Below are 24,493 nucleotides of genomic sequence, written 5' to 3'. Positions count from 1 at the left end.
CATGGACGCCCTGGCCCTGTCGGCGCCGCGTCGTCTGACCGTTCCCATCGACAACCGTTGGGGCGGCGGCGAGATGGCCGTGCTCGACTTCGGCGATCCCAAGCGTCCGGTCGATCTGGTCTTCGTCCACGCCAACGGCTTCAACGCCTGGACCTATCGCGCCCTGCTGCAGCCCCTGTCCGGCGCCCTGCGCATCTGGGCGCCCGACCTGCGCGGCCATGGCCGCACCCGACTGCCCGCCCAACCGGACGGCCGGCGTAGTTGGAAGGATCACCGCGACGACCTGATCGCCCTGCTGGACGCCGTCGACGGCCCGCCCGTGGCCCTGGCCGGCCATTCCATCGGCGGAACCAGCGGCCTGCTGGCGGCGGCCGGGCGGCCCGAGCGGGTGTCGCGCCTGCTGCTGTTGGACCCGGTGATCTGGCGCCGCGAGATGGTGCTGGCGATGAACCTGCCCCTGGTGGGGCGGCTGGCCGAGCGCAATCCGATCGTGGCCGGAACGCGCAAGCGACGCGCCCTGTTCGACAGCCGGAAACAGGCCCTGGCCGCCTATCGCGGGCGCGGGGCCTTCAAGGGCTGGTCGGACATGATGCTGGCCGACTACCTCGTCGACGGTCTGGGCGAGACGGATCGTGGTTTCGAACTGACCTGCACGCCGGCGTGGGAGGCCTCCAACTACGCCGCCCAGGCGCACAATCCCTGGCGCGCCCTGCGGCGCTATCCGGGCGCGGTCCGCATCCTCAAGGCCGAGACCGGCAGTCTCTGCGCCCTGACGGCCTCGAAGGGGCCCCCGCTTCAGGTCGAAACCGTCGCGGGCGGCGGGCATCTGTTCCCCATGACCCATCCCGACATCGTGCGCGACGCCCTGCTCGACCTCGCGGTCTGAGCTTGGCGCGCCGCAAGGCGCACGCTAGAAAACAAAAAGGGAACGTTGGGGCATCGACCATCATGACGTCAGAACTCACGGTGCGCCGCGCCACGGCTGACGACGCCGCCCGGGTGCACGCCCTGATGCAGGCTCTGGCGGAGCATGAGGGCGATGCGGCCTATCTGGCGGCCACGCCCGATAGTCTGGCCCAGGCCCTTTCGGCCCAGCCGCCGCGCGCCGCCTTTCTGCTGGCGGAAATCGAAGGCCGCGCCGTGGGCTTCGTCTCCTGGACGCGGGTTTACGGCATCTGGCGCGGCGGCGACTATTTCAACCTCGACGACCTGTTCGTCGCCGCCGCCGCGCGCGGCGCAGGCGTTGGCGAGGCGCTGATGCGGACCTTCGCCGCCGAGGCGTCGGCCGAGGGGCTGGCCGCGCGCTGGGAGGTCAGGGCGGACAACCACGGGGCGCGGCGCTTCTATGCGCGCCTGGGCGCCGACCAGGAGGAAAAGGTGGTGGTGCGCTGGACGACCGAGGCCATGCGGACGGCGTTCTGATCCGAACCTGGGTTGTCGTCAGGCTGTTCGGTGCTAGGCCTGAGAGACGATGTCGTCGTCCGCCGCCTCTTCCCACCTGCCGCGCATCCTCCTGGGATCGCTGATCGGCGCCGTGATCGGCCTGATCCTGCTGGCGCTCGGCGTGGCCGTCCTGGGAAAGGCGGCTGATCCGCGCCGGTCGATGCCCGAGAGCGAGGCGGCGGCCCTGGCGGCCGCGCCCGAAGCGGTCATTCGGTCGAGCGATGAGGCGACGTCGCCTCTGCCCTATCCGGCGGTGGGGCCGGGGTCGCCGCCGCCGCAAGCGCAGGCCGAAACCCCGGCGAGGGCCGCGACCTCGATCTGGCGCTCGATCTTCGACGACGCGGATGTGCCGGGCGAGGATGTGGTCGAACCCGCCGCCGCGCCGTCTGTCGCCGCGTCTCCGCATCCCGCGCCGCGACCGCCCCCGCCGCGCCGCCCGCCCGAGGCGCAGCGTCAGGACGACAGCCTGTTCTTCTGAGGCGTCAGGTCAGCCGGGCGCAGGCGTGGATCAGCCGCTCCACGTCTTCCTCGCTCTGGTACAGGCCGAAGCCGAAGCGGATCACGTCGTCGCGCACGTCGGTGACGATGTTCATGTGCTGCAGGTCGGCCTTCCAGCGCGAGGCCTCGTCCGAGCGCAGGGCCAGAAAGCGCGCGCGGGGGGCGTCGCCTTCGACCGGGTTCAGGATCTCGGCCTGCGACAGGGCGCCCGCCTCGCGGGCCCTGACCGCCGTCTGGAACCGGCTTTGCAGCCCGCGGGCATGGGCGGCGATGTCGGCGGTGCTCAGCCCCTGCTCGTCCAGCATCCGGCGCACGGCGTTGAAGCGATAAAGCGCGCTGACGTCGAAGGTGGCGCCCCAGAAGCGGCCGCCGTCGGTGCGGTACTGGACCCCGCCGGGCGGGCCTTCCAGATGGCCGAACTCGGCGAACCAGCCGGTGATGACCGGGCGCGGGCAGAAGCCGGGCGGGGCGTGCAGGAAACAGGCCCCTTCGCCGGCCATGGCGTATTTGTAGCCGCCCGCCAGATAGAAGACCTTGTCGGCCACGGTCGACAAATCGGTCGGGGTGGCCATGAAGCCGTGATAGCCGTCGACCACCACCCACGGACCCGCCGGATCAGCCAGAGCCGCCAGTTCGGCGACCGCGTCGAACACCTGGCCGGTGCGAAAGAAGACCTGGCTGACCAGGATCAGGTCGTGCCCGCCCGCGCGGGCCGCCGCCACGAAGCGCTCGGCGAAGGTGGCGGAGGGGTGCAGCGGCACCCGCGTGACCACGGCCTCGCCCGCCTCCTCCCAGCGTTCCGACTGGCGGCGGAAGGAGTGGAATTCGCCATCGGTGGACAGGATGCGGACCGGCTTGGTCTCGAGCCCTGAGACGATGCGCAGCAAGAAGTCATGGGTGTTGGGGGCGAAGACGAGGCTGTCGGGCGAGGGCAGGTTCAGCTCGCGCGCCACGTGACCTTGCGCCTCGGGAATGACCTCGCCGAAGATCAGGTCCCACTTGCGGTCGGCGAAGCGGTTGGCCTCGGCCCAGGCCTGGACCTGGGCGTCGAAGGAGGCGTCGGGCCACAGGTGATGGCTGTGGGCGGCGAAATGCAGCCGTTCGGGATCGAGGCCCAGCGCACGCGAGAAGAGGGGCTTGTAGCTCATGCTCCGACCTTACCCGGATCGCGCATCGGCCCAAGTGAAAAGGTAGGGATCCCTCTCGACCGCTCATCCCGGCGTCCGCCGGGATGAGCGGGAAATTTAGAGCACCCAGAAAAAAGGCGGGCCGCTTTCGCGAACCCGCCTCAGTATTTCCTAGATCAAGCTGCCGTGGCAGTGCTTGAACTTGCGGCCCGAGCCGCAGGGGCAGTCGGCGTTGCGGCTGGTGCGTTCCCAGTCGGCGGGCAGGGCCTCGACCGGCAGCTTGGAGCGGTCGTCGCCGGTCAGCATGCCTTCCGGGTTCTGGGCCATCGGGTTGAGCATTTCGTTCTCGCCCGTGCCGGGGTTCAGGTGGATTTCCTGGAACTCGGGCATCTCCATGGCTGGCGGGGCCTCGAAGCGGAACTCGACGGTCATCAGCCAGCGGGTGACGTTGTGGCGCAGATCGTGCAGCAGCGTCTCGAACAGGTTGAAGGCTTCGGTCTTGTATTCGTTCAACGGGTCGCGCTGGCCGTAACCACGCAGGCCGATGACGCCGCGCAGGTGGTCCAGATGGACCAGATGCTCGCGCCACTGCATGTCGATCATCTGCAGCATGAACTGCTTTTCCAGACCGCGGGTCTGGTCGGCGCCGATCATTTCCAGACGCTCGGCGGCGCGGGCCTCGGCGGCGGCCATCAGCCGCTCTTCGATTTCCTCGTTGGAGACGCCTTCCTCGGCGGCCCATTCGCGCAGCGGCAGTTCGAGGCCCAGGGTCGAGCGGACCTTCTCGTCCAGCCCTTCCATGTCCCACTGCTCGGCGTAGGCCTTGGGCGGCATGTAGCGCTCGACCAGATCGTTGATCACGTCGCTGCGGAAATCGGCCACCAGTTCCGACAGGTCCTCGGCGTCCATGAACTCCTGGCGCTGTTCGAACACGGCCTTGCGCTGGTCGTTGACGACGTCGTCGTACTTCAGCACGTTCTTGCGCATGTCGTAGTTGCGCGCCTCGACCCGCTTCTGGGCCGTCTCGACGGCGCGGTTCAGCCAGGGGTGGCTGATGGCCTCGCCCTCGGCGACGCCGAAGCTGCGCATGATCGAGTCCAGACGGTCGCCGGCGAAGATGCGCAGCAGGTCGTCTTCGCACGACAGGTAGAATTTCGAGGTGCCGGGGTCGCCCTGACGGCCGGTGCGGCCGCGCAGCTGGTTGTCGATGCGGCGGCTTTCGTGGCGCTCGGTGCCGAGCACGAACAGACCGCCGGCGGCCAGGGCCGTCTCGCGGTTCACCGCGATCTCGGACTTGTACTCGGCCTCCATCACGGCCAGCGCCTCGGGCGTGACCTCGACGCCCATGTTGCGCTGTTCCTGGGTCCAGCGCTGGAGGCGCATTTCCAGGTTGCCGCCCAGCTGAATGTCGGTGCCGCGACCGGCCATGTTGGTGGCGATGGTCACCGCGCCCGGCAGGCCGGCGTCGGCGACGATATAGGCTTCCTGCTCGTGCTGGCGCGCGTTCAGGACGTTGTGCGGAATGCCGCGGCCGGTGACGTAGGTGATGTCATAGGCGTCGTCGCCGACCTTCTGCGCTTCCTTCTCGCGGCCGGCGTATTCGGCCTTGAGGGCGCGGCCGGTCTCGACCTTGTAGTCATAGGTGTTGAGGACTTCGGACAGTTCCTCGGACTTTTCGATCGACACGGTGCCGACCAGGATCGGCTGACCCTTGACGTGGCACTCGGCGATCTGGGCGGCGATGGCGGCGTTCTTCTCGCCGAAGGTGCGATAGACCTCGTCGTCGTAGTCCTTGCGCAGGATCGGCCGGTTGGTCGGCACTTCCAGGACGTCCATCTTGTAGATGTCGAGGAATTCCTGGGCTTCGGTCGCCGCCGTGCCGGTCATGCCGGACAGCTTTTCGTAGAGGCGGAAATAGTTCTGGATCGTCACCGAGGCCAGGGTCTGGTTCTCGGGCATGATCTTGACGTCTTCCTTGGCCTCGATGGCCTGGTGAAGACCTTCGGACAGGCGACGGCCCGTCATCATGCGGCCAGTGTATTCGTCGATCAGGACGATCTCGCCGCCCTTGATGATGTAGTCCTTGTCGCGCTGGTACAGGGTGTTGGCGCGCAGGGCCTGATTGGTGTGGTGGACCAGGCTGACGTTGGCCGGATCGTACAGGTCGTTGGTGTTTTCGGCGAAGTGGCCGCCGGTCTCCAGCATCTCCTCGATGCGTTCCGAGCCGAGCTCGGTCAGCAGGGCCTGGCGCTGCTTCTCGTCCAGGTCGTAGGTGGCCTTGTCCTGGATCAACTCCTTCACGATCGCGTCGACGATCTTGTAGAGGTCCGAACGATCCTCGGTCGGTCCCGAGATGATCAGAGGCGTGCGCGCCTCGTCGATCAGGATGGAGTCGACCTCGTCGACGATGGCGAAATGGTGGGTCCGCTGCACCATCTCGCGCCGGTCATAGACCAGGTTGTCGCGCAGATAGTCGAAGCCGAATTCGTTGTTGGTGCCGTAGGTGATGTCGGCGTTGTAGGCCGCCTGACGCTGGCCCTGCGACAGGCCATTGACGATGACGCCGACTTCGAGGCCCAGGAAGCGATAGACGCGGCCCATGGTCTCGGCGTCGCGGCGCGCCAGATAGTCGTTGACGGTAATGACGTGGACGCCCTTGCCCGCCAGGGCGTTCAGATAGACCGGGGCCACGGCCACCAGGGTCTTGCCTTCGCCGGTCCGCATTTCGGCGATGCCGCCTTCATGCAGGATCATGCCGCCGGCCAGTTGCACGTCGTACTGACGCTGGCCCAGGACCCGCTTGGACGCCTCGCGCACCACGGCGAAGGCTTCGTTCTGGATCTTGTCCAGGCTCTCGCCGGCTTCGATCCGGTCCTTGAAGGTCTGCGTCATCATGCGCAGTTCGTCGTCCGAGAAGGCCTCGAACTTGGATTCCAGGGCGTTGATCTTCTGCGCCTGGGCCTGGAAGGCCTTGACCTTGCGGTCGTTGGAGGAGCCGAGGATTTTCTTGGCGAAGCCGAGCATGGGCGATCCGGTAAAGGCGGTCGAGCGGCTGAAGGCTCTGAAACAGGAAGCGTCGTGATCGAAGGCCCGGATCGACGCCGGTCCCGGCGACCCCCGAAATACGGGACGCGCGCAGGGGCCGCGCAGACGATCGAAAACCCCTCGACTTGGGCGCAGCCGGGACTTAAGCACCGCCCTAACCCCTGTCAACGCGAGGGGCTTTCATGGGCTTGGCGAGACAGGCCCTCCGACCTCGCTTTTCGGCCCCGTTTTCCGCCTGCCCGGAGCGCCTGATGCGTCTTTCGCGTCCCTCCTTTCGAATCCTGCGGCCTCTGCTGGCGTCGGCTCTTCTGGCCCTGACGCTGATGGCCGCCTGCGGGCGCGGCGATGTGGAAACGCCGCCCGAGAAGGACGATCTGGTCGTGGCGCGGGTTCAGGACCGTTCGGTCTGGGCCTCGGACGTGCGTCGCGAGGCGGTGGCCCAGGGCCTGATCGGCGACGATGACCCGCTGGACATCAAGTCAGAACTGTTCCGCCGCGTGCTGGACGAGGTGGTGGATCAGAAGCTGCTGGCCGCCGAGGCCCGCCGCCGCGGTCTGGACAAGAGCGCTGCGGCCCAGCGGCGGCTGGAGGCGGTGCATGAACGCATCCTCGGCGACATGCTGGTGGAATCCGTCGTCAGCGGCGCCGTGTCCGACCAGGCGGTCGAGCGGCTCTATCAGGAGCAGCAGCGCCGGGCGCAGACGACCGAAGAGGTCCGCGTCCGCCTGATCCTGTCGCACACCAAGGAACAGGCCGACGCCGTGGTCGGGGTGCTGGGCCAGGGCGCCGCCTTCGAGGCGGTGGCCGCCCAGCGGTCGGTCGACGACGCCACCCGCTATTCCGGCGGCGACCTGGGCTATTCGACGCTCGACGTCCTGCCCGACGCCTACGCCGCCGCCGTGCGCGGCCAGGCCCCGGGCGTCGTGGTCGGGCCGGTCCAGACCGAGGGCGGCTGGGCCGTTCTCCGCGTCGAGGACCGCCGCCTGGAAACGCCGCCGACGCTGGATCAGGCCCGCCCTCTTATTGTCCGCTACCTGACCTATGAGGGCGTGCGGCAACTGCTGGAGCAACTTCGCGGCAAGGCCTCGCTCGAAGTCTTCCTCAATCCCGCCAAACCGGCCGCCAAGTCGGTCGCTCTTCCTCCTGTCGCTGCGGCCCCGGCCGCGCCTGTCACCCCCGCCGGAACCGTCGCCTCATGAACCGTCCGCCCGCCAAATCCGGCTCGACCGGCCAGATGATCGAATCCGCCCTCGAAAAGGCGCTGGACCCGCTGACCTCGGCCCTGAAGCGCGCCGCCCAGCCGTCGGCCGCCAAGGCTTCCCCCGGCAAGCCGGGCCTGATGATCTCGCCCCTGGCCGTGCCCTTCCCGACCATTCCGCCCATCGGCGGGGTCGAAATCGCCACCGCCCGCGCCGGATTCTACAAGCACGAGCGCGACGATCTGGTGGTCTTCCACTTCCCCGAGGGGGCGTCCTGCGCCGGCGTCTTCACCCGTCACAAGGTCGGCTCGGCCCCGGTCGACTGGTGCAAGCGCCAGCTGGAAGCCGATAGGGGCGGCGGCGAGGGGGTCAAGGCCCTGGTCGTCAACGCCGGCTGCGCCAACGCCTTCACCGGCAAGGCGGGAGCCGACGCGGCCCGCCGCACGGCTGCCGAAGTCGCCAAGCGCTTCGATTGCCGCCAACGCGACGTCATGCTGGCCTCGACCGGCGTCATCGGCGTGGTGCTGGACGAGACCAAGATCACCGCCCGCCTGGCCGACATCGAGGCGGGGCTGAAGGCCGACGCCTGGGCGCAAGCCGGGCTGGGCATCATGACCACGGACACCTTCCCCAAGGGCTCCTACGCCGAGTGCGAGATCGAGGGGGTCAAGGTCAAGATCGCCGGCATCGCCAAGGGCTCGGGCATGATCGCGCCCGACATGGCGACCATGCTGGCCTTCATTGTCACCGACGCCGATATCGCCCCGCCGGTGCTGAAAGCCCTGCTGAACCTGCACGTCCGCACCACCTTCAACAGCGTGACGGTGGATGGCGACACCTCGACCAACGACACGGCCCTGCTGTTCGCCACGGGCGCCTCGGGCGCGCCGCGCGTCGGCCGGGTCGGCGACCGCCGTCTGAAGGAATTCTCGGCGGCGCTGGACAAGGTCATGCTCGATCTGGCGCACCAACTGGTCAAGGACGGCGAGGGCGCGACCAAGTTTGTCCGCATCACCGTGGACGGCGCAGCCTCGCCCGCCTCGGCGCGCAAGCTGGCCAAGTCGATCGCCGACAGCCCCCTGGTGAAAACCGCCATCGCCGGCGAGGACGCTAACTGGGGCCGCATCGTCATGGCGGTCGGCAAGACCGAGGAGGCCGTGGACCGCGACCGTCTGGCCATCAATTTCGGCCCCCACGTCGCCGCCGTCGACGGCGCCCCGTCGCCGACCTACGACGAGGCCCAGATGAGCGCCTATATGAAGAACGCCGAGATCGACATCACCGTGCATGTGGGTTCGGGCCGGGCCTCGGCCACGGTGTGGACCTGCGACCTGACTAAACGCTACATCGAGATCAACGGGGACTATCGCTCGTGAGCGAGGCGGCGGTCCCTACCGTTCTCGTCGTCGCCGTCGCCCTGATCGATCCCGACGGCCGGGTGCTGATCGCCAAGCGGCCCGAGGGCAAGCAGTTGGCGGGGCTGTGGGAATTCCCCGGCGGCAAGGTCGAGCCTGGCGAGCGGCCCGAGCAGGCCCTGATCCGCGAGTTGAAGGAAGAACTGGGCATCGACGTCAACGAGGCCTGCCTGGCCCCCTTCGTGTTTACCAGTCACGCTTACGATTCATTTCATCTCTTGATGCCACTGTATCTGTGTCGGCGTTGGTCCGGCGTGGTCGTCGCCCGCGAACATGCGGGTCTGGCCTGGGTGAAGCCGAACAAGCTGTCGGACTATCCCATGCCGCCGGCCGACGAACCCCTGGTCGCCTGGTTGCGCGACCTGCTCTGACCAGCCGCCGCGGGAGGGGGCCAGGATGCGACGTTTCATCGGCCGGCTCTATCGCGACGACAGCGGCGCCACCGCCATCGAGTACGGCCTGATCGCGGGCCTGGTCTTCCTGGCCATCGTCACCGCCATCGGCGCCTTCACCTCGAAGTCGGGCGCCATGTACGACTGGATCGGCGCCGTCATCACGACGGCCATCGGCTAGACCGCCTACTCGCCGGTCTGTTCCCTGACGCCCAGCGCATCGGCCAGCCGGGTTTTCGCCGAGCCGCGCCGGGCCGGCTTCTGCTGGCTGTCGTGCGGGGCCCAGCCAGCCAGATGCACCATCTCGAACGTCGCCGGAATCCGCCCGTCCGCCTCGGCGTGGCGTTCGGCGTAGAGCTGGGCGGCGCGAGCCAGAACGGCGCGGCTCAGCGGCCGAATGGGACCCGCCAGCACGTTCGTTTCGCCCATGGCCCTGAGGTCGCGCATCAGGGCGAAGGGATCGGCATAGCGCACCGTCACCCGGTCCACGTCCGTCACCGGCAGGGCGAATCCAGCCCTTTGCAGCAGAGCCGCGCCGTCGAAGCCGTCAGCGAAGGGCGAGACGCGGGCCTGGGCCCCGCCGTTCACCTCCAACTCGGCCTCGGTCAGCACGCCGCGCAGTTCCTTCAGCGTCGCCGCGCCGAACAGGCTGGCCATGAACAGACCGTCCGGCTTCAGCGCGCGGCGGATCTGGCTCAGGGCGCCCGGCAGGTCGTTGGCCCAGTGCAGGCCCAGCAGGTTGACGATCAGGTCGACCGATTGGTCCTCCAGCCCCAGAGGCCCGGCCCCCGGGGCGGCGCGCTCGGCGATCGATCCGACGGCGCGAACCTCGGCCACCTGCTGCTTCGCCGGACTGTCGGCCAGGGCGCGGGCGAAGACGCCGGGGTGCGGCGACAGGTCGACGGGGGTGTGAAACTCGCGCAGGATGACTTCCAGGCTGTTGACCGCATTGTCGGCGGCGCGGGCGTGCAGGAAGTCGGCGTCGGGGAAACGCCGGGCGGCGCGGCTCAGGCGCGCGGCGCGGCGGGCGGCGTCAAAGATCGTAGGGGGACCGGAGGAGGGGGCGCTCATGTCCGTTCAGGATGGGGGCTGGCGGGCCGGATTGAAAGATGGCGCGGCGCGTATATCGCTGGAGGCGCGCGGAATGGCGCGCGGTCTGCTCGACCTGCTGCTGCCGCCCATGGCCCACGACAGCCGCGAGGCCGCCGCCTCGGCCGGCCTGTCGCCGGACGCCTGGAGCCGGGTGGTCTTCCTTGAGGCGCCGGTCTGCGACGGCTGCGGCGCGGCGTTTGAATACGACGGCGGCGATTTCGCCTCGGACCGCTGCCTGGCCTGTCAGGTCCAGCCCTACGCCTTCGCCCGCGCCCGCGCGGCCTGCGTCTATGACGAGGCCTCGCGCGGCCTGATCCTGAAGTTCAAGCACGGCGACCAGCAGCAGTTCGCCCCCCTGTTCGCCCGCTGGATCGCCCGGGCAGGCGCGGACGTGACGGCCGAGGCCGACGCTGTGGTCCCCGTGCCCCTGCACCGGACCCGCCTGCTGGCGCGGCGCTTCAATCAGGCCGCCGAGATCGCCCGGCCGCTGGCCCGCAGCGCCGGGCTCGACTACCTGCCCGACGCCCTGATCCGGGCGGCGCCGACCGCCAGCCAGGGCGGCAAGTCGGCGCGGGGCCGCCGCCTGAACGTGAAAAAGGCCTTCGCCGTCACCGAAGCGGGCCGTCGCCGGATCAAGGGGCGACGCATCCTTCTGATCGACGATGTGCTGACGACCGGGGCGACCGCCGAGGCCTGCGCCCGCGTCCTTTTGTCCGCCGGGGCCCGTGCGGTAGATCTGGCGGTCATCGCGAGGGTGCGAACCGCGCGCGAACCGCCTAAGTAGGGCGTTAATCTGAGTAAGGAGACTCTGAGTTGGCCGAAGTCGTCGTCTACACCAAGCCCGGTTGCCCCTATTGCACCGCGGCCATGGCCCTGCTGAAGCGCAAGGGCGTCGACTTCACCGAAATTGTCGCCTCGCGCGATCCGGAGATCAAGGCCCAGATGGTCGCCCGCGCGAACGGCGCCTCCACCTTCCCGCAGATCTTCGTTGGCGAGAAACACATCGGCGGCTCCGACGACATCCACGCCCTGGATGCGCGCGGCGGCCTCGATCCCCTGCTGGCGGCCTGATGGTCGAGCGGCTCGACGTCGCGCTGATCCAGACGCGGACGCCGGCGACGGCGGACGCAGGGCTGGCCCATGTCGAGCCGCTGATTCGCGAGGCGGCGGCGGGCGGCGCCAAACTGATCCTGACGCCCGAGGGCACGAACTTCCTCGAACAGCGCCGGGGTCTGCGCGACGCCGCCCTGTCCACCGAGGACGCCGACGCCGCCGTTCTGGGCCTGCGCCGTCTGGCGGGCGACCTGGGCGTCTGGCTGCTGATCGGCTCGGCCATCGTCCGCTCGGACGCGGCGGGCGACGACCGCGCCGCCAACCGCTCGCTGCTGATCGACCCGACCGGGGCGGTGGTGGCCCGTTACGACAAGCTGCACGTCTTCGACGTCGACCTGCCGGGCGGCGAGACCTATCGCGAGAGCGCCTCGGTCCGTCCGGGCGTCGGCGCGACGGCGGCCGAGACCCCCTGGGGCCGGCTGGGCCTCAGCATCTGTTACGACGTGCGTTTCCCGCATCTGTATCGCGCCCTGGCCAAGACGGGCGCGGCGATGATCGCCGTGCCCGCCGCCTTCACCCGCCCGACCGGCGAGGCCCATTGGGAGACCCTGTTGCGCGCCCGGGCCATCGAGACCGGCGCCTTCGTCCTGGCTCCGGCCCAGGGCGGAACCCACGAGGACGGCCGTCAGACCTGGGGCCGCTCGACCATCGTCGGCCCATGGGGCGAGGTCATCGCCAAGGCCGAGCATGACGAGCCCGGCGTCGTCGCCGCCACCCTGGATTTGAGCGCGGTCCAGCGGGCGCGCGCTTCGATCCCTTCCCTGCTGCACGACCGCGATTTCGACTGGCCGCAATGATCCGCTACGCCCTGTCCTGCGACCGCGACCACGGCTTCGAGGCCTGGTTCGCCTCCTCGTCCGACTACGACGATCAGGCGGCGCGCGGTCTGGTCGAATGCCCCTTCTGCGGCTCGACCGCCGTGCGCAAACAGATCATGGCCCCGGCCGTCTCGGGCACGAAGAAGGCCGCGCCCGCGCCTGATATGGCGAAACAGATGCAAGCCATGATGCTGCAGGCGGCGCGCGAGGTGCGCGACCACGTCGAGCAGAATTTCGACTATGTCGGCGACGCCTTCGCCCGCGAGGCCCGCGACATCCACGAAGGTCGCAGCGAGAAGCGGGAAATCTACGGCGAGGCCACCCCCGCCGACGTCAAGAAGCTGAAGGACGACGGCGTGCCCTGCGCGCCCCTGCCCAGCCTGCCGCCCGATCCGTCCAAGGCCAATTAGATGACGGAACTCAACTGGCGGCCGATGACGCCGTGGGATCTGGACGGCGTGACTGCGGTGGCCAAGCTGTCCTTCCCCGATCATCCCGAGGACTACGCCTGTTTCGCCAACCGTCTGGCCCTCAACCCCGACGGCTGTTTCGTCCTGGCGGGCGAGGCCAGGGGCGAGGATGCGCCGATTATGGGCTATCTGGTGGCCTATCCCTGGCGCCGCAACGCGGCCCCGCCGCTGAACACCCTGATCGACGCGATCCCCGAGGACGCCGACGTCGTCTATCTGCACGACCTGGCCCTGTACCCCGCTGCGCGCGGCGGCGGTCACACCCGTCCCATCGTCGAGCGTCTGGCGGAACGGTCGAAGGCGGCGGGCTGGCGAGACATCGCCCTGGTGGCCGTCAACGAGGCGACCGCCTTTTGGGGCCGTCACGGCTTCGAGGTCCAGAACCCGCCCGGCATGGCCGAGAAGCTGGCCAGCTACGGCGCCGACGCCCGCTACATGATCCGGTCGCTCTGAAGGGCGGAGGATCAGGCGTCCCGCGTCGCCATCATCATGTAGTTGATGCCGACGTCGTCGCCCTCGCTCCAGCGGTCGTTGAGCGGGTCATAGGCCAGGCCGTAGGGGCCGGTCACGGTCAGAGGCTCGCCGTCCAGCATGGCGCGCAACTCCTCGGGCTTGAGGAACTGGCGCCAGTCATGGGTGCCGGCGGGGACCCAGCGCAGCAGGTATTCGGCGGCGACCTTGCCCAGCAGCAGGCCCTTCAGGGTCCTGTTCAGGGTGGCGACGATCATCAGGCCGCCGGGCTTGATCAGCCTGGAACAGGCGCGGACGAAGGCCTCGGGATCGGCGACATGCTCGATCACCTCCATGGTCAGGATCACGTCGAAGGGCCCCGCGCCCGCTTCCACCATCTGCTCCACCGTGGCGGCGCGATAGGCGATGTCGAGGCCCATCTGTTCGGCATGGGCGCGGGCCGTGCCGATGTTCTCGGACGAGGCGTCCAGTGCTGTGACCTCGAAGCCCATGCGCCGCATCGGCTCGGCGATCAGCCCGCCGCCGCAGCCGATGTCGATCAGGCTGAGGCCCGTGAACGGCGCGCGCGCCCGAATATCGCGGCCGAAATGCTCGGCGGCGCGGTCGCGAACGAATTTCAGCCGCGCCGGGTTGAAGCGGTGCAGCGGGGCGAAGGGGCCTTTCGGGTCCCACCACTCCGCCGCCTGGGCGGAAAAGCGCGCCACGTCGGCAGGATCGATGCTGGGCCCCTCGGCACGATCGGTCACCAAGGGTGAAAAACCCTCTTCGCTTTGGGGTTTGCGCGGATCAAGGCTGTCGTTAGAAGCGGACATGGCCGCAGGCATGAACCGCCTTGGCCGCCCATGCAAGCAGGGGACGAAACGCCACGATGACGCGGCCCGAAACGACACGACTGGTGATGAAGTTCGGGGGGACCTCCATGGGAGACCTCGAGCGCATCCGCCGTGCGGCGCGGATCGTCGCCGCCGAAGCCGCCAAGGGCAAGAAGATCGCGGTCGTAGTCTCGGCCATGGCGGGCAAGACCAATGAGCTGGTGGCCTGGACCGACGGCGCGGGACCGGCCGCCGCCGGCCTGTCCCTGTCTGACGACGAATACGACGTGGTGGTCGCCTCGGGCGAGCAGGTGACGTCGGGGCTCCTGGCCCTGACCCTGCGCAACATGGGTCTGAATGCCCGCAGCTGGATGGGCTGGCAGATCCCGATCCTGACCGACGACGCCCACGGCCGCGCCCGCATCGAGGACGTGCCCGGCGAGGTCCTGGGCGCCGCCATCGACACGGGCCAGATCGCCATTGTGCCCGGCTTCCAGGGCGTGACCCGCGACGGCCGCATCACCACCCTGGGCCGCGGCGGCTCCGACACCTCGGCGGTGGCCGTGGCGGCCGCCCTGGGAGCGCCCTGCGACATCTACACCGACGTGGACGGCGTCTATACGACCGACCCGCGTATCGAGAGCCGCGCGCGGCGCCTGGAAAAGGTCTCCTACGAGGAGATGCTGGAAATGGCCTCCCTGGGGGCCAAGGTGCTGCAGACCCGCTCGGTCGAACTGGCCATGGCCAAGCAGGTCCCCGTGCGGGTCCTGTCCAGCTTCATCGAGCCGGATGAAAACGGAATTCTGCCGGAAGCCTCCGGCACCCTGATTTGCGACGAGGATGAGATCGTGGAAAAGCGCATCGTTTCCGGCGTGACCATGAGCCGGGACGAAGCCCGGATCACGCTGTTGGGCCTGTCGGACCGCACCGACGCCCCCGCCGACGTCTTCACGCGTCTGGCCGAGGCCAACGTCAATGTCGACATGATCGTGCAAAGCCAGGCCCGCACCGAGGGCGCGGTCAACCTGACCTTCACCACGGGACGCCGCGACGCCCAGCGCACGGCCGAGATGATGACCGCCGCCAAGGCCGAGATCGGCTTCGAGGAGCTTCGCATCGACGACGACGTGGCCAAGATCTCGGTCATCGGCGTGGGCATGCGCAGCCATGCCGGCGTGGCCCAGACCATGTTCCGGGCCCTGGCCGACAAGGGCGTCAAGTTCCAGGCCATCTCGACGTCGGAGATCAAGATCAGCGTGCTGATCGACGACGCCTACGCCGAACTGGCGGTGCGGGCGCTGCATTCGGCCTACGGGCTCGACGCGCTATAGGATGAACGGCAACGCCGCCCTATCTGGTGAGGCCAGACGGGCGGCCAAGCGGGCGGCAAGGCGGGAGCGATCATGGTGAAGGGCGGATTGACGACGAGGGGGCCGCGCAACCTCCTGCGCCAGATCCGCGAAGCCATGGCCGGCGGCGGTCCGGCCCAGGACCGGCTGGACATGGTGGTGCGCACCATCGCCCAGTCGATGGTCGCCGAGGTCTGCTCCATCTATCTGCGGCGCGCCTCGGGCGAGCTGGAGCTGTTCGCCACCCAGGGCCTGAACCCTCAGGCCGTGCACAAAACCCGGCTGCGTCCCGGCGAGGGTCTGGTCGGCGAGGTGGCCCGGCTGGCCCAGCCGATCAGCCTGTCGGACGCCCCGTCCCACCCCAGCTTCTCCTATCGTCCGGAAACGGGCGAAGATCCCTTCCACGCCTTCCTCGGCGCGCCCCTGCTGCGCGGCGGCCGGGCCATCGGCGTGCTGGTCGTCCAGAACCGCGCCGCTCGTCGCTATGACGAGGAAGAGGTCGAGGACATCCAGACCATCGCCATGGTCCTGGCCGAGACGGTCGCCTCGGGCGAGCTTCTGGCCCAGGACGAACTGCGCGACGTCGAGGTGGCCCCCCACCGGCCCGAGCGGCTGAAGGGGCAGAAGTTCGCCGAAGGCCTGGCCTATGGCGTCGTCGTCCAGCACGAGGCGCCCCTGGCCCCCGAACAACTGCTGTCCGACGATCCCGCCGCCGAGGAAAAGCGTCTGGCCGAGGCCCTGCGGGCGCTCAAGGCCGGCATCGACCTGATGCTGGAGGGCGGGCAGACCAAGCTGGGCGGCGTCTCGTTCGAGGTGCTGGAAACCTATCGCATGTTCGCCGACGACCGGGGCTGGAACCGGTCGCTGGAGGAGGCGGTGCGCTCGGGCCTGACCGCCGAGGCCGCCGTCGACCGGGTGCGCAACGAGCACCGCGCCCGCTTCGCCAACGCCCGCGATCCCTATATCCGCGAGCGGCTGCACGACTTTGAGGACCTGGCCAACCGGCTGCTGCGGGTGCTGGCGGGCGACAATCCCGGCCATCGCGACCTGCCCGACGACGCCATCCTGGTGGCCAGAAACCTCGGCCCCGCCGACCTGCTGGAATATCCGCGCCACAAGCTGCGCGGCCTGCTGCTGGAAGAAGGCTCGGCCGCCAGCCACGCCGCCATCGTCGCCCGCGCGTTGCAGATCCCCTGCGTCGGTCGTCTTCAGGGTCTGCGCGACCGCCTGTCCGAGGGCGATCAGGTCATCGTCGATGGCGAGACCGGCGAAGCCTATCTGCGCCCGCGTCCCGACATGCTGGCCGCGGTCCAGACCCGTATGGCCGTGCGCGCGCAGCGCCGGGCCGAGTTCGACCTGCTGCGCGATACGCCCGCCGTCACCAGGGACGGCACGCGGATCACCGTGCTGACCAACGCCGGTCTGGCGGTGGATCTGGAAAACCTGGACGCGACCGGGGCCGAGGGCATCGGCCTGTTCCGCACCGAGTTCCAGTTCATGGTCTCGGACGAGCTGCCGCGTCTGGACGCGCAGACGGCGCTCTACAAGCTGGTGCTGGACGCGGCGGGTGACCGGCCCGTCACCTTCCGCACCCTCGACATCGGCGGCGACAAGGTCCTGCCCTATCTGGACAACGAGCGCGAAGAGAACCCGGCGCTGGGGCGTCGCGCCATCCGTCTGGGCCTCGACCGTCCGGCCCTGCTGCGGATGCAGATCCGCGCCCTGCTGACCGCCGCCGCCGGGCGCGAACTGCGCGTCATGTTCCCCATGATCGCCACGGTGGACGAGTTCCGCGCCGCGCGTGAACTGGTCGATGTCGAGTGCGACTGGGCGCGGCGCCGCGGGCGGCCTCTGCCGTCGCTGCTGCGCGTCGGGGCCATGGTCGAATGCCCCAGCCTGCTGTGGCACCTCGACGCCCTGCTGCCGCTGACCGACTTCGTCTCGATCGGCACCAACGACCTGCTGCAGTACATGTTCGCGGCCGACCGGACCAATCCTCTGGTGTCGGACCGCTATGATCCGCTGTCGCCGCCCGCCCTGCGGGCTCTGGCCGAGATCCAGCAGAAATGCGCCGACAGCGCCACGCCGGTCTCGGTCTGCGGCGAACTGGCCGGTCGTCCGCTGGAGGCCTTCGCCCTCATCACCCTGGGCTATACTCGGCTGTCGGCGCCGGCCGGCGGGGTGGGGCCGGTCAAGCGGATGATCCTGTCGGCTGACCTGCCCGCCGCCCGCCGTGGGATGAACGTCCTGCTCGGCTCCTCGGCGGGGTCGGTGCGGGGTGAGATCGAGTCCCTGGCGCGCAAGCTCAACGTCATCGTCTGACGGCGGTCCGATCCAAGCGGAGCCGCTTTCCCGCGTTGCCCGCAGGACAGGCCTCGTCTAAGCGAAAGGGAGGGCGCATCTGCGTCCGCACGAACGGAACCCCGGCTGCATGGATCAGGATCGGCACGACGCGCCGTCCCTCGAGGACGCCGAGACGCTGGGCGCGGCCCTGCGCGCGGCGCGTCTCGCCTCAGGCCGTTCCATGGCCCAACTGTCGACCATGACGCGGGTGCATTCGCGCTATCTGACGGCGCTGGAGCAGGGCGAGTTCGCCGTCTTGCCGTCGCGCATCTTCTCCATGGGCTATGTCCGCGCCTACGCCGGCGCCCTGGGTCTGGACGAACTGACGGCGGTCGAGCGGTTCAAGCGCGAATTCCCCGAGGCGGCCGTGCCGCTTCAGGCCCCGACCGGCGCCGCCGTCCAGCAGATGCGCCGCAGCTCGCCCAAAATTCTGGCCGTGGTCGCGGCGGTGGTCCTGGCCGTGATCGGCTGGAACGTCTTCCAGCGCGTCGTCCGCATCGAGCCGCCGCATCCGTCCGACCTGGCGGGCGTGCCCAAGAACTGGGCGGTCGAGGCCGACGCCGAGGCCGAACGGCCCCTCTATCTGGGGGCGCCGCGCGACGCCCCGCCGGACCAGACCACCCCGGCACTCTATGTCACCCCGGGGCTGGAGGCCCAACTGACCGGGATCGATCCCGCCGACCCCAACGCCGCGCCGCCGCCTGCGCTGCCGGTCCAGGCCGCCTTCAACCCGCGCGGCGCCATCTACGGCGCCTCGGCCACCGCCTCCCAGGTCATCCTGCAGGCGCGCAAGGCCGCCAGCCTGGTGATCCGTCAGGGCGACGGCCGGGTCCTGTTCGCGCGCCAACTGGCGGCGGGCGAGGCCTGGCGCGCCCCGCCCAATCTGTCGGCTACGGTCGACGTGTCCGACCCCGCCGTCATCGACGTCTATCTGAACGGCGAGCACAGCGGCGTCCTGCCGGCCAAGGAGACGCCGCTGGGCCAGTTGAACGTCCGGGCCCAGACCCTGGAGCGCCAGTCCGAGGCGCGCGCCGCCGCCGCCGTCGAAGCCCAGACCCGCGCCCGCGCCGCCCAGGCGGCTGCGGCGCTGGCCGCCGCCCCTGCGCCGGTCGCGCCGACGTCGCCCGCTCCGCCGCCCGCGAGGTGAATCGTCGCGGACGCCGCCGGATGTCGTGGTTTTGCCGTCGTTCCTCGCCTATGGTCCGTGCGACATGAGCGACCATAGTTCCGAACTCGGCCACGTCCGTCCCTGGCGCCACATTGAGCGCCGCAAGAGCCGCCAGATCATGGTCGGCTCGGTGCCTGTCGGCGGCGACGCCCCGATCACCGTCCAGTCGATGACCAACACCCTGACCTCGGACGCCGCGGCGACCCTGGAGCAGATCCGTCAGCTGGAGGAGGCCGGGGCCGACATCGTCCGCGTCTCCTGCCCCGATGAGGACTCGACCGCCGCCTTCAGGACCATCGCCCGCGAAGCGCGCGTGCCGCTCGTGGCCGATATCCACTTCCACTACAAGCGCGGCATCGAGGCCGCCGAGGCCGGCGCCGCCTGCCTGCGCATCAATCCGGGCAACATCGGCTCGATGGAGCGGGTGAAAGAGGTCGTCCAGGCCGCCCGCGACCACGGCTGCTCCATGCGCATCGGCGTCAACGCCGGCTCGCTGGAAAAGGAGCTGCTCGAGAAGTACGGCGAGCCCTGTCCCGACGCCATGGTCGAGAGCGCGCTGAACCACGCCCGCATCCTTCAGGACCTCGACTTCCACGAGTTCAAGATCTCGGTGAAGGCGTCGGACCCCTTCCTGACGGTGGCCGCCTATCAGCAACTGGCCGAGGCCATCGACTGCCCGCTCCACCTCGGCGTGACCGAGGCGGGGCCGCTGCGCACCGGCACGATCAAGTCGGCCATCGGCATGGGCAACATGCTGTGGGCGGGCATCGGCGACACTATCCGCGTCTCGCTGGCGGCCGATCCGGTCGAGGAGATCAAGGTCGGCTTCGACATCCTCAAGTCGCTGGGCCTGCGCCACCGGGGGGTGAACATCATCGCCTGCCCGTCGTGCGCGCGTCAGGGCTTCAACGTCATCGAGACGGTGGGCATCCTCGAAGAAAAGCTGGCCCATGTGACCACGCCGATGTCGCTGTCGATCATCGGCTGCGTCGTCAACGGCCCGGGCGAGGCCCTCTATACCGACGTCGGTTTCACCGGCGGCGGCAAGGGCGCCGGCATGGTCTATCTGAACGGCAAGATCGCCGGCAAACAGGCCAATGACGGCATGATCGACCACATCGTCGAACTGGTCGAACAGAAGGCCGCCGAACTGGACGCCGCCCGCAAAGCCGCCGAGTGAACATGAAGCTCTACATCACCACCCCGTCGCCCTTCGCGCGCAAGGTCCGCATCGTCGCCCGTGAGAAAGGCCTGTCCGAGCGGATCGAGGAGGTTGCGGTCGACCCTTACGCCAACGCGCCCGAACTGCTGGCGACCAATCCGGTGGTGCAGGTCCCGACCCTGGTGGCCGAAGACGGTCTGCCGCTGACCGACAGCCCGGTCATCTGCGAATATCTGGATGCGATCGGTTCGGGCCCGCGCCTGCTGCCCGCCGAGGGGCCTGAGCGTCTGCGCGTGCGGCGTCTGGAAACCCTGGGCAATGCGGCGCTGGAGATGGGCGTCAAGCTGGTGCTGGAGAAGCGCCGCCCCGAGCAGGAGCGTTCGCCGACCTGGATTTCTCGCTGGACCGTCAACATGGGGCGCGCGCTGGACGCCCTGGAATCCGCCGCCCCGGACGCGGGCCGCTTCGACATGGGCGTTCTGACGGCGGGCGTCGCCGTCAGCTGGCTCGATTTCCGTCATCCCGACTACGACTGGAAGACCGGTCGCCCCCATCTGGTCGCCCTGCAAGCCGCGTTGGAGCAACGCCCCAGCTTCGCCGCGACCGCCCCGGTCTGATCCATCTCGGGATCAAGGCACAGGGGCGGGACGGGCGCAGGCCGGTCCCGCCCTTGTTCTATCGACCGATCAATCCGGCCAGTTGCAGGCCCTGGAACCCGGCCAGGAACAGCAGCAGGACGCCGACTGCATAGGTCAGCACCCGGCGCGAGATCTTCTTGACGATCAGGCCCGCGAACGGCGCGGCGATCAGGCCGCCGACCACCAGGCCCCCGACGGCGGCGGCGTGGCTCTGGAGCGCGGCGGCGTCTTTCCAGTGGCCGCTGACCAGCGCCCAGACGAAGGTGGCCGAGACGGCGACGGTCAGGAAGAATTCGGCGGTGTTGACCGTGCCGATGGCCTTGCGCGGGTCGTGGCCGGCCCCGACCATGGTCGAGGAGACCGTCGGTCCCCAGCCGCCGCCGCCGACCGCGTCCAGGAAGCCGCCGACGAGGCCGAGAGGCGCGGTGAACCAGGTGGGCAGGCGGCGCGGCTTGATGTCATGACCCGCCCGCCACAGGATCCACACCCCGATCAGCGCCAGATAGCCGATGATGAAGGGCTTGATGACCTTGCCGTCGATCCCCGTCAGCACATAGGCGCCGACCACGCCGCCGATGACGCCCGCGACCGCCAGCGGCAGGAACAGCCGCCACTCGACGTTGCGGTGCCAGGCGTGGCTGCCGGCCGAGGCGGCGGTGGTGAAGACCTCGGCGGCATGGACGCTGGCCGAGGCGGTCGCCGGCGGCACCCCCAGCGCCAGCAGCACCGAGGACGAGATGACGCCGTAGGCCATGCCCAGGGCGCCGTCGACCGCCTGGGCCAGCAGGCCGACGACCAGGAAGAGAAGAAAGGTCTCAATACTGTCCACGTGCGCCCCGTCTCCTGCCCAGATCGCAACGCCGCCGACGCTGGAAATGTTGCCGAACCTTAACTGGAGCGTTTTGCGGGCTGCGGTCTAGGGTCTCAGTCCCGATCAGCCGCAGGAGGCCCGCTTGCCGCCGCTCCTTTCGCGCCGCGCCCTTGTCGGCGCCTTCGCCTCGGTCCCCGGGGTCGCCGCCGCCGGACGCGCCCTGGCCGCAGAGCCGCAGCGGCTGGCGGTCGGTCAGCCTCTGGCGCGGTTCGACTGGCTGAAGCCCGGCGTGCGGACCTATCTGCGTTCGCGCGAGAAGGACGGCCGCCATACGGCGATCGACATCTGGCGTCGCGAGACACGGTTCGAGACCATCGACGGCCAGCCCCGGCTGCGCATCGTCCAGCGCTGGGACAGCGCGGGCACGCCGGTCGGCCTGGTCGAGCGGGATTCCCTGTTCGAGGTCGGCAGTTTCCGTCCTCTGACCCATGTGCGCGTCAGCACGCGCGAAGAGGCGCGCCTGGTCGAAGGGTTCCGTTTCGCGCCCGATCGGATCAGCGGCCTGGAAGGTCTGGCCGACAACAGCCAGGCGGCCCTCTCCTTCGCCTTTCCCGAGCCCATGTATAATTTCGAGACCGACATGGAGATGCTCCAGACCCTGCCCCTGGCCGAGGGCTACGCCGTCTCCATCCCCTTCCACCATCCGGGCAGCCAGACGGCGGCGCGCTATCTGTGGCGGGTCACGGGCGTCGAGGCCCTGGCCGCCCCGGACGGCCGGTCGATCGACTGCTGGGTGGTCGAGACGGATTACAACACCGACAAGACGCCGCCCGCCCGCTTCTGGCTGGCCCGCGAGACCCAGGTTCTGGTGCGCACGGAGGGCCACGCGGCCGACGGCGCCGTGCTGCGCAAGACGCTGCTGATCTGAACCTGTCAGCGGACGGCCGCGCCGGGCGATCCGATGCGGGCGATGGCGTCCAGCACGTCGCGGCCGGTATAGGGCTTGATGACCATGGCGGCGGCCAGTTCGGCGTTCCGGGCTGCCGCGGTCACATCGCCGGACAGGAAGATGACCGGCACGCCCCAGCGCGCCTTCAGGCTGCGGGCCAGGTCGACGCCCGTGGCCTCGCCCGACAGGTTGATGTCCAGCAGCGCCAGATCGATGGGATAGAGGGCGGTGGCCGCCTCGGCCGCCTCGGCGCTGTGGAAGGGGCCGACCACCCGATGGCCGGCGTCGCCCAGGGCCGCGGTCAGGTCGGCCGCTGCGATGGCGTCGTCCTCGACCAGCAGGATGGTCATCGGCTCGAACGCGGGGGCGGCTGCCGGGTCCGCGCCGGGCGCTGCGGCGGGGGTCTGGCGCACCAGCACGGCGCGCACGGAAGGCCACAGCTCGCCGGCCGGCCGGTCGGCGTCCAGATCGAAGATGCGGGCCAGGGCCTTCAGTTCCAGCTCGGCCTCGGCTGAGACGGCGCCGCTCGGCTCCAGGAGGCAGTCGTAAGCGGCGCACAGCCGCTCCACATGGGCGCCCGACACGCCGCCAGACGTGCCTTGAGCCGCGGCGTCATAAGCCATGTCGTGTTCCCGATGTTGTTTCAGCCGCTGTCGAGCTACGGCTTTTGCGGGTGCGACGTAACCGTGCTGACGGCATTGTTAGAACCGCTCACAATCGCGATAGCGCTCCCTTTTCGTCCTCGCATGACGCCGCTATCCTGAATGCGGCATAATTATGGGAGGGGTTCGACGTGATCATGAGTTCCTTGCGCGCGCTCGGTCTGGCCGGCGCACTGGCGGGCGTAGCGGCCTGCGTCCCGGCGGGCGACGGCCAGGCGCTCGCCGCTTCGCCTGACACGGCCTGCGGGGCCGGCGTCTCGCGGCTGGCCGACGGCCGCGTCGTCTCGGTCTGGGGCACGGTCAGCGGCAAGCTGCGCTGGCGCACCGTCGACGGGCGCACGGCGCTGATCAGCGGCGCGGGCGCCGAGGCGCGCGCCACGCGCGGCTGGACCCAGGAGCCGGACCCCACGCCCTTCCAGCTCGGCGACTGCGCCCAGGGGCTGACGTCCTTCGACGGCCAGGCCGCCCAGCGGCTCAGCTTTGACGTGATTGAAACGCGCTTCCAGGGGGCGGGCGAAACCCTGGCCGGGCGGTTGATCCTGCCTCAGGGCGTCGATCCCGCGCCCATTTTGGTCGAGGTGCATGGCTCGGGCGACTACAGCGCGCTCGACTTCAACGCCATGCAGCACCTGGACCCGGCCTCGGGTGTCGGCCTGTTCGTCTACGACAAGCGCGGCACGGGGGCGTCGACCGGGACCTACACCCAGGACTTCGCCCTGCTGGCCGCCGACGCCGCCGCGGCCGTGCGCGAGGCCCGCCGCCTGGCCGGCGACCGGGCCGGGCGCGTCGGCCTGCGCGGCATCAGCCAGGGCGGCTGGGTCGCGCCCCTGGCCGCGGCCCAGGCGCCGGTAGACTTTATCATCGTCGGCTATGGCCTGGCGGTCAGCCCGCTGGAGGAAAACCGCGCCCAGACGGTGCTGAACGTCGCCGAGGCCGGCTTCGACGCCGAGGCCCAGCGCAAGGCGGGCCTGCTGGCCGATGCCGCGGGCGAGGTGATCGCTTCGGGCTTCCGCTCGGGCTTCGCCGAACTGAACCAGTTGAAGCGCCAATGGCGCAAGGAGCCCTGGTTCGCCCACGCCAAGGGGGAGTTCACCGGCGACCTGGCCCGATACCCCGAAGCGGCGCTGAGGCTCATGGGGCCGCGGCGCGACAAGGGCACCACCTGGCGCCACGACCCGCTGCCGCCGCTGCGCGCGCTCGACGTGCCGGTCCTGTGGGTCCTCGCCGGGGCCGACCGCGACGCGCCGCCGGAGGCCACGCGCGCCCTTTTGACAACGCTCCAGGCCGAGGGCGAGGCCATCACCCTGGCCGAATTCCCCGACACCGACCACGGCATGGCCGAGTTCATTCAGACTGCGGACGGCACGCGCACCGAGACCCGGCAGACCGAGGGCTACTACGCCCTGATGTCGGATTTCGCGCTCGGCCGGCCGCTGGGCCAGGGGCGCTACGGCCGCGCCGTCGTCGCCTTTCCCGGGGCCGCGCCCTAGGCGATCGACGATGGACTTGGGTCGGC

General features: G+C 69.7%; 25 protein-coding genes. 19 read left to right on the top strand and 6 right to left on the bottom strand.

Features of this window, described 5'->3' with window-relative positions; all coding sequences use genetic code 11:
- Window position 1: 1 nt before the first annotated feature.
- The 3 genes from AC1DJ5_RS12205 to AC1DJ5_RS12195 all read left to right on the top strand — a co-directional run bounded on the left by AC1DJ5_RS12205 (window position 2) and on the right by AC1DJ5_RS12195 (window position 1,921).
- Window positions 2–886, top strand: a complete 885-nt coding sequence (locus AC1DJ5_RS12205; protein ID WP_477020774.1) for an alpha/beta fold hydrolase — start codon at window positions 2–4, stop codon at window positions 884–886.
- 62 nt (window positions 887–948) lie between these two features.
- A complete protein-coding gene (locus AC1DJ5_RS12200) occupies window positions 949–1,422 on the top strand; it encodes an N-acetyltransferase family protein (protein WP_477020773.1) in 474 nt (157 codons plus the stop codon).
- A 49-nt stretch (window positions 1,423–1,471) separates the two neighbouring features.
- Window positions 1,472–1,921: a hypothetical protein gene (locus tag AC1DJ5_RS12195; protein ID WP_477020772.1), complete on the top strand. Its 450-nt coding sequence runs from the start codon at window positions 1,472–1,474 to the stop codon at window positions 1,919–1,921.
- A gap of 4 nt (window positions 1,922–1,925) precedes the next feature.
- On the opposite strand, the gene AC1DJ5_RS12190 is transcribed toward AC1DJ5_RS12195, so the two are convergent.
- Window positions 1,926–3,089, bottom strand: coding sequence for an aminotransferase class V-fold PLP-dependent enzyme (locus AC1DJ5_RS12190; protein ID WP_477020771.1), 1,164 nt, complete (start codon window positions 3,087–3,089; stop codon window positions 1,926–1,928).
- 150 nt (window positions 3,090–3,239) lie between these two features.
- Window positions 3,240–6,092 carry a preprotein translocase subunit SecA gene (secA, locus tag AC1DJ5_RS12185; RefSeq protein WP_477020770.1) on the bottom strand — a complete coding sequence of 951 codons (2,853 nt, stop codon included), beginning with the start codon at window positions 6,090–6,092 and terminating at the stop codon, window positions 3,240–3,242.
- Between the two features lie 272 nt (window positions 6,093–6,364).
- Between secA and AC1DJ5_RS12180 the strand changes: the two genes are divergently transcribed.
- The 4 genes from AC1DJ5_RS12180 to AC1DJ5_RS12165 are packed head-to-tail and all read left to right on the top strand — an operon-like array spanning window position 6,365 to window position 9,300.
- Complete coding sequence (locus tag AC1DJ5_RS12180) at window positions 6,365–7,312, top strand: peptidylprolyl isomerase (RefSeq protein ID WP_477020769.1); 948 nt, start codon at window positions 6,365–6,367, stop codon at window positions 7,310–7,312.
- Window positions 7,309–8,688, top strand: a complete 1,380-nt coding sequence (argJ, locus tag AC1DJ5_RS12175; protein WP_441454714.1) for a bifunctional glutamate N-acetyltransferase/amino-acid acetyltransferase ArgJ — start codon at window positions 7,309–7,311, stop codon at window positions 8,686–8,688. Before AC1DJ5_RS12180 ends, argJ begins: the two co-directional genes overlap by 4 nt.
- Entirely contained in the window at window positions 8,685–9,098 is a 414-nt protein-coding gene (locus AC1DJ5_RS12170) for a (deoxy)nucleoside triphosphate pyrophosphohydrolase (RefSeq protein ID WP_477020768.1), read from the top strand. Before argJ ends, AC1DJ5_RS12170 begins: the two co-directional genes overlap by 4 nt.
- A 25-nt stretch (window positions 9,099–9,123) precedes the next feature.
- Window positions 9,124–9,300, top strand: coding sequence for a Flp family type IVb pilin (locus AC1DJ5_RS12165; protein ID WP_441454712.1), 177 nt, complete (start codon window positions 9,124–9,126; stop codon window positions 9,298–9,300).
- Between the two features lie 5 nt (window positions 9,301–9,305).
- Here AC1DJ5_RS12165 and AC1DJ5_RS12160 read toward each other — a convergent pair whose 3' ends face one another.
- Window positions 9,306–10,190, bottom strand: coding sequence for a methyltransferase domain-containing protein (locus AC1DJ5_RS12160; protein WP_477020767.1), 885 nt, complete (start codon window positions 10,188–10,190; stop codon window positions 9,306–9,308).
- On the opposite strand from AC1DJ5_RS12160, the gene AC1DJ5_RS12155 reads away from it, so the two are divergent.
- From AC1DJ5_RS12155 to AC1DJ5_RS12135, 5 genes are read left to right on the top strand one after another with little or no spacing between them, the layout of a single operon-like run.
- Complete coding sequence (locus tag AC1DJ5_RS12155; protein WP_477020766.1) at window positions 10,189–10,995, top strand: phosphoribosyltransferase family protein; 807 nt, start codon at window positions 10,189–10,191, stop codon at window positions 10,993–10,995. The genes AC1DJ5_RS12160 and AC1DJ5_RS12155 overlap by 2 nt on opposite strands.
- A gap of 29 nt (window positions 10,996–11,024) precedes the next feature.
- Entirely contained in the window at window positions 11,025–11,282 is a 258-nt protein-coding gene (grxC, locus tag AC1DJ5_RS12150; RefSeq protein WP_441454709.1) for a glutaredoxin 3, read from the top strand.
- Window positions 11,282–12,121, top strand: coding sequence for a carbon-nitrogen hydrolase family protein (locus AC1DJ5_RS12145; RefSeq protein ID WP_477020765.1), 840 nt, complete (start codon window positions 11,282–11,284; stop codon window positions 12,119–12,121). Before grxC ends, AC1DJ5_RS12145 begins: the two co-directional genes overlap by 1 nt.
- Complete coding sequence (locus AC1DJ5_RS12140) at window positions 12,118–12,552, top strand: DUF1178 family protein (protein WP_477020764.1); 435 nt, start codon at window positions 12,118–12,120, stop codon at window positions 12,550–12,552. The genes AC1DJ5_RS12145 and AC1DJ5_RS12140 overlap by 4 nt, the downstream gene beginning before the upstream one ends.
- Window positions 12,553–13,065, top strand: coding sequence for a GNAT family N-acetyltransferase (locus AC1DJ5_RS12135; protein WP_477020763.1), 513 nt, complete (start codon window positions 12,553–12,555; stop codon window positions 13,063–13,065).
- An 11-nt stretch (window positions 13,066–13,076) separates the two neighbouring features.
- On the opposite strand, the gene ubiG is transcribed toward AC1DJ5_RS12135, so the two are convergent.
- On the bottom strand, window positions 13,077–13,895 hold the full coding sequence (gene ubiG / locus AC1DJ5_RS12130; RefSeq protein ID WP_441454705.1) for a bifunctional 2-polyprenyl-6-hydroxyphenol methylase/3-demethylubiquinol 3-O-methyltransferase UbiG: 819 nt from the start codon (window positions 13,893–13,895) through the stop codon (window positions 13,077–13,079).
- A gap of 56 nt (window positions 13,896–13,951) precedes the next feature.
- Between ubiG and AC1DJ5_RS12125 the strand changes: the two genes are divergently transcribed.
- From AC1DJ5_RS12125 to AC1DJ5_RS12105, 5 genes are all read left to right on the top strand, one after another.
- Window positions 13,952–15,226, top strand: a complete 1,275-nt coding sequence (locus AC1DJ5_RS12125; RefSeq protein ID WP_477020762.1) for an aspartate kinase — start codon at window positions 13,952–13,954, stop codon at window positions 15,224–15,226.
- Between the two features lie 135 nt (window positions 15,227–15,361).
- Window positions 15,362–17,566, top strand: a complete 2,205-nt coding sequence (gene ptsP / locus AC1DJ5_RS12120) for a phosphoenolpyruvate--protein phosphotransferase (RefSeq protein WP_477020789.1) — start codon at window positions 15,362–15,364, stop codon at window positions 17,564–17,566.
- A gap of 109 nt (window positions 17,567–17,675) precedes the next feature.
- Window positions 17,676–18,734: a helix-turn-helix domain-containing protein gene (locus AC1DJ5_RS12115; RefSeq protein WP_441454703.1), complete on the top strand. Its 1,059-nt coding sequence runs from the start codon at window positions 17,676–17,678 to the stop codon at window positions 18,732–18,734.
- A gap of 64 nt (window positions 18,735–18,798) precedes the next feature.
- Window positions 18,799–19,935 (top strand): flavodoxin-dependent (E)-4-hydroxy-3-methylbut-2-enyl-diphosphate synthase, encoded by a 1,137-nt coding sequence (gene ispG / locus AC1DJ5_RS12110; protein ID WP_477020761.1) that lies wholly within the window; start codon window positions 18,799–18,801, stop codon window positions 19,933–19,935.
- 2 nt (window positions 19,936–19,937) lie between these two features.
- Complete coding sequence (locus AC1DJ5_RS12105; protein WP_477020760.1) at window positions 19,938–20,534, top strand: glutathione S-transferase N-terminal domain-containing protein; 597 nt, start codon at window positions 19,938–19,940, stop codon at window positions 20,532–20,534.
- Between the two features lie 58 nt (window positions 20,535–20,592).
- Here the strand turns inward: AC1DJ5_RS12105 and AC1DJ5_RS12100 are convergent, their stop codons facing one another.
- Complete coding sequence (locus AC1DJ5_RS12100; RefSeq protein WP_477020759.1) at window positions 20,593–21,384, bottom strand: sulfite exporter TauE/SafE family protein; 792 nt, start codon at window positions 21,382–21,384, stop codon at window positions 20,593–20,595.
- Window positions 21,385–21,508: 124 nt separating this feature from the next.
- Between AC1DJ5_RS12100 and AC1DJ5_RS12095 the strand changes: the two genes are divergently transcribed.
- Entirely contained in the window at window positions 21,509–22,294 is a 786-nt protein-coding gene (locus AC1DJ5_RS12095) for a DUF3108 domain-containing protein (RefSeq protein WP_477020758.1), read from the top strand.
- Window positions 22,295–22,299: 5 nt separating this feature from the next.
- Here the strand turns inward: AC1DJ5_RS12095 and AC1DJ5_RS12090 are convergent, their stop codons facing one another.
- Entirely contained in the window at window positions 22,300–22,938 is a 639-nt protein-coding gene (locus AC1DJ5_RS12090) for a response regulator (RefSeq protein WP_477020757.1), read from the bottom strand.
- Window positions 22,939–23,114: 176 nt separating this feature from the next.
- Here AC1DJ5_RS12090 and AC1DJ5_RS12085 point away from each other — a divergent pair, with 176 nt between their 5' ends.
- Window positions 23,115–24,467 (top strand): alpha/beta hydrolase family protein, encoded by a 1,353-nt coding sequence (locus AC1DJ5_RS12085; protein ID WP_477020756.1) that lies wholly within the window; start codon window positions 23,115–23,117, stop codon window positions 24,465–24,467.
- Window positions 24,468–24,493 lie beyond the last annotated feature (26 nt).

The sequence above is a fragment of the Brevundimonas sp. 01N35 genome, from assembly GCF_056399785.1.
This window is presented reverse-complemented; position numbering and strand designations above follow the sequence as displayed.